The 3,995-nt window shown below is 49.5% G+C and carries 3 protein-coding genes and 4 tRNA genes; 6 read left to right on the top strand and 1 reads right to left on the bottom strand.

Features of this window, described 5'->3' with window-relative positions:
* Positions 1-183: 183 nt before the first annotated feature.
* Both murB and birA read left to right on the top strand, forming a co-directional pair.
* The gene (murB, locus tag OGV79_RS01205) at positions 184-1,212 is read left to right on the top strand and encodes a UDP-N-acetylmuramate dehydrogenase (RefSeq protein ID WP_286466698.1); all 1,029 of its coding nucleotides are present in this window, start codon (positions 184-186) and stop codon (positions 1,210-1,212) included.
* Complete coding sequence (birA, locus tag OGV79_RS01200; protein WP_199977865.1) at positions 1,209-2,171, top strand: bifunctional biotin--[acetyl-CoA-carboxylase] ligase/biotin operon repressor BirA; 963 nt, start codon at positions 1,209-1,211, stop codon at positions 2,169-2,171. Before murB ends, birA begins: the two co-directional genes overlap by 4 nt.
* Before the next feature lie 30 nt (positions 2,172-2,201).
* Here the strand turns inward: birA and coaA are convergent, their stop codons facing one another.
* Complete coding sequence (gene coaA, locus OGV79_RS01195) at positions 2,202-3,155, bottom strand: type I pantothenate kinase (protein WP_024130653.1); 954 nt, start codon at positions 3,153-3,155, stop codon at positions 2,202-2,204.
* Between the two features lie 397 nt (positions 3,156-3,552).
* Between coaA and OGV79_RS01185 the strand changes: the two genes are divergently transcribed.
* The 4 genes from OGV79_RS01185 (at position 3,553) to OGV79_RS01170 (ending at position 3,994) form a co-directional block, all read left to right on the top strand.
* Positions 3,553-3,628 (top strand) — tRNA-Thr (locus OGV79_RS01185).
* A gap of 8 nt (positions 3,629-3,636) precedes the next feature.
* Positions 3,637-3,721: transfer RNA gene (locus OGV79_RS01180), tRNA-Tyr, on the top strand.
* Between the two features lie 117 nt (positions 3,722-3,838).
* A tRNA-Gly gene (locus OGV79_RS01175) sits at positions 3,839-3,913 on the top strand.
* A 5-nt stretch (positions 3,914-3,918) separates the two neighbouring features.
* A tRNA-Thr gene (locus tag OGV79_RS01170) sits at positions 3,919-3,994 on the top strand.
* Position 3,995: the final 1 nt, after the last annotated feature.

Here is a 3,995-nt window from a genome sequence, read left to right as displayed (position 1 = left end):
GCGAGAGTAGGGAACTGCCAGGCATTAATTAAGTGAAGAGGCCATCCTGAGGGATGGCCTTTTTGCGTTCATGCGCCCGGGCGCAGCCGGATGGCGGCTGCGCTTTATCCCACCTACATAACCACAAGCCATACTGTTGCATATGCGGTAAACTAGACGCGATTTTGCATCAGGAAAGCGTCTATGAATCACTCCCTCAAACCCTGGAATACCTTCGGTATCGATCAACGCGCTAACGAGATTGTCTGTGCCGAAAATGAACAACAACTATTGGATGCCTGGCAATCGGCTAAAGCATCAAATCATCCGGTACTGATACTGGGCGAAGGGAGTAACGTTCTGTTTCTTGATACCTTTCATGGAACGGTGATTATCAACCGTATCAAAGGTATTGAGGTGACAGAGCAACCCGAAGCATGGCACTTGCACGTAGGGGCGGGGGAAAACTGGCATAACCTGGTACGATACACACTCCAGCAAGGTATGCCGGGGCTGGAAAATCTGGCGCTTATTCCGGGGTGCGTCGGTTCTTCTCCTATCCAGAACATTGGCGCCTATGGTGTAGAACTACAGTGGGTCTGTGACTATGTGGATTGTGTCGAGCTGACAACCCGAAAGTCTCTACGGGTGAGCGCCACAGAGTGCCGCTTTGGTTATCGTGATAGTATCTTCAAGCATGAATATCAGGATCGTTACGCCATTGTGGCTGTCGGCCTGCGTTTACCAAAACAGTGGCAGCCCGTACTGACTTATGGCGACCTGGTTCGCTTTGAACCTGAAACGGTCACGCCGCAGCAGGTGTTTGATGCCGTATGCCATATGCGCACCACGAAACTGCCCGATCCAAAAGTAAATGGTAATGCAGGTAGCTTCTTTAAAAATCCTGTTGTTGCAGCAGAGATTGCGCACACATTACTGGCGCAATTTCCCGGTGCGCCACATTACCCGCAGGCCGATGGTTCAGTGAAGCTGGCTGCCGGCTGGTTGATCGATCAGTGCCAGCTAAAAGGCGTCAGTATCGGGGGCGCTGCGGTACATCGTCAGCAGGCCCTGGTGCTGATTAACGCACATAATGCGACAAGCGAGGATGTGGTGAAACTCGCGCATCATGTGCGTCAGAACGTGGGTGAGAAATTTAATGTCTGGCTGGAACCGGAGGTTCGGTTTATCGGGCAGACTGGTGAAGTGAATGCTGTGGAGATCATTGCATGAAGGATAATACCGTTCCCCTGACGCTGATCTCTTTGCTGGCCGATGGTGAGTTTCATTCGGGTGAACATCTGGGTGAAACACTGGGAATGAGCCGCGCAGCCATCAACAAGCATGTCCAGACGCTGCGTGACTGGGGAGTTGATGTGTTTACCATACCTGGCAAAGGATATAGCCTGCCAGAACCTATCCAATTATTAGATGCTTCTGTCATCCATGCACAACTGGACAGCGGGAATGTCACGGTACTTCCGGTTATCGATTCGACGAACCAGTATCTGCTGGATCGTATCGGCCAGTTGACGTCGGGTGATGCCTGTGTAGCGGAATACCAGCAGGCTGGGCGTGGTCGTCGTGGGCGGAAATGGTTCTCTCCATTTGGTGCGAACCTGTATCTTTCTATGTACTGGCGTCTGGAGCAGGGGCCGGCAGCCGCGATCGGGCTGAGTCTGGTGATCGGCATTGTGATGGCTGAGGTTCTGCGCGATCTGGGGGCAGAGAAGGTTCGGGTTAAGTGGCCTAATGACCTCTATTTACTCGATCGCAAGCTGGCAGGCATTCTGGTTGAGCTTACGGGTAAAACGGGCGACGCTGCACAAATCGTTATCGGCGCAGGTATCAACATGGCCATGCGCCGTGTGGAAGAAGGTGTTGTTAATCAGGGATGGATCAATCTCCAGGAAGCGGGCATTACGCTTGATCGCAACATGCTGGCGGCGACGTTAATCAAAGAGTTGCGTGCGGCGCTGGAACTCTTTGAGCAGGAAGGTCTGGCACCTTACCTGTCTCGCTGGGAAAAGCTGGATAATTTTATTAACCGACCGGTTAAACTGATTATTGGTGATAAAGAAATATTTGGTATTTCCCGTGGGATAGATGCGCAAGGCGCGTTGTTGCTTGAACAGGATGGCGTAATTAAGCCGTGGATGGGCGGAGAAATATCTTTACGCAGCGCAGAATAATAAAAAGGGAGCTAACGCTCCCTTTTTACATTATTTTCTCAACCTGACTTGTTCGACCGCATGATTGGCGCTTTTGGTCATAATCAGACTGGCCCGTTCACGAGTGGGTAAAATATTTTGCTTTAAGTTCAACCAGTTGATTTCTTTCCATAATGATGCGGCGGTATTGATCGCTTCATCTTTCGATAATTTTGCGTAATTATGGAAATAAGAATCTGGGTCGGTGAACGCCCCCTCACGGAATTTCAGGAAGCGGTTGATGTACCACGTCTGGAGTAAATCTTCAGGCGCATCAACATAAATAGAAAAATCAACGAAGTCAGAAACAAATACATGATGTGGATCGTGAGGATAATCCATTCCACTCTGTAGTACATTTAAGCCTTCAAGAATTAATATATCGGGCTGCGCGACGGTTTTATCTCCGTCTGGAATCACATCATAAATCAGGTGTGAATAGACTGGTGCGGTGACATTTGGCACCCCTGATTTGAGATCGGAAACGAACTTCACCAGACGGTGCATATCGTAAGACTCAGGAAAGCCTTTCTTCTTCATCAGCCCGCGATCTTTCAGCACCTGGTTAGGATGTAGAAAACCGTCAGTGGTGATCAATTCGACGCGACGATGTTCCGGCCAGCGGCTCAGCAGTGCTTGCAGTACGCGCGCGGTGGTGCTTTTGCCCACGGCGACGCTACCGGCAATGCTGATGATATAAGGAATACGCTGGCCGTTAGTGCCTAAAAATTGCTCCAGAACAGCCTGACGGCGCAGGTTTGAACTGATATAGAAATTTAGCAAACGCGACAGGGGCAAATAAATCTCGGCAACTTCTTCCAGTGATAAATCTTCATTAATACCTTTGAGTCGTGCGATTTCGCCCTCGGTCAGGGTCATCGGCACGGAATCACGAAGCGCAGCCCACTGGTTGCGATCAAATTGTAGGTAAGGCGTCATTAACGTTTGCTCTTTACTCATAAGCATGTTTCTGGCTGTCATTGCTACATCAGGTCAGCGATAAAAAAGCGAATCATCCCCGGCATGCAATGGCACGACACATTTCAGTTAATTTGGACAATGGGCAGGAGGGTAACACCAGATGGGAGGGAATAATAAGAAAAAATCTCTCCTGATAAGTTATCCCTGAAACGCAATGTGACGGATATACCATATGTAAAAGAAGAATTTTTCTCTTTCAAACGCAGATATGATGATGCTCTCCGTTAAGCTGTTAGCATCCTGGTGTCGAAAAATCGCACTGACCTGACTAAAAATAGGCCATTTAGCAGTCTTGTCGTGCAAAATGTGAGCGATAGAACATTTTATGCAATTTTTTAGTTGCATGAGGTCGCAGGTCTCCATAGAATGCGCGCTACTTGATGCCGACTTAGCTCAGTAGGTAGAGCAACTGACTTGTAATCAGTAGGTCACCAGTTCGATTCCGGTAGTCGGCACCATCAAGTCCGGTGGGGTTCCCGAGCGGCCAAAGGGAGCAGACTGTAAATCTGCCGTCACAGACTTCGAAGGTTCGAATCCTTCCCCCACCACCACTTTCTGGCAGCGTGTTTGCTGTCTGAACTGGTTGAAAAAATTAACCGGTTCGAATAAGAAAAGAGACATGTCTCTTTTTTTGTTACAGAAAGAACTGGGTAGCCGAGTTCCAGGATGCGGGCATCGTATAATGGCTATTACCTCAGCCTTCCAAGCTGATGATGCGGGTTCGATTCCCGCTGCCCGCTCCAGACGTGCTGATATGGCTCAGTTGGTAGAGCGCACCCTTGGTAAGGGTGAGGTCCCCAGTTCGACTCTGGGTATCAGCACCAC

The sequence above is a fragment of the Citrobacter sp. CK185 genome (genome assembly GCF_030333565.1).
Lineage (GTDB): Bacteria > Pseudomonadota > Gammaproteobacteria > Enterobacterales > Enterobacteriaceae > Citrobacter_B > Citrobacter_B koseri.
The sequence above is the reverse complement of the archived record's forward strand: the minus strand, read 5'-3'. Positions and strand labels throughout refer to the sequence as shown.

Coding starts and splice junctions, on each gene's coding strand:
- murB (WP_286466698.1), top strand. CDS start 184: ATGAATCACTCCCTCAAACCCTGGAATACCTTCGGTATCGATCAACGC.
- birA (WP_199977865.1), top strand. CDS start 1,209: ATGAAGGATAATACCGTTCCCCTGACGCTGATCTCTTTGCTGGCCGAT.
- coaA (WP_024130653.1), bottom strand. CDS start 3,155: ATGCTTATGAGTAAAGAGCAAACGTTAATGACGCCTTACCTACAATTT.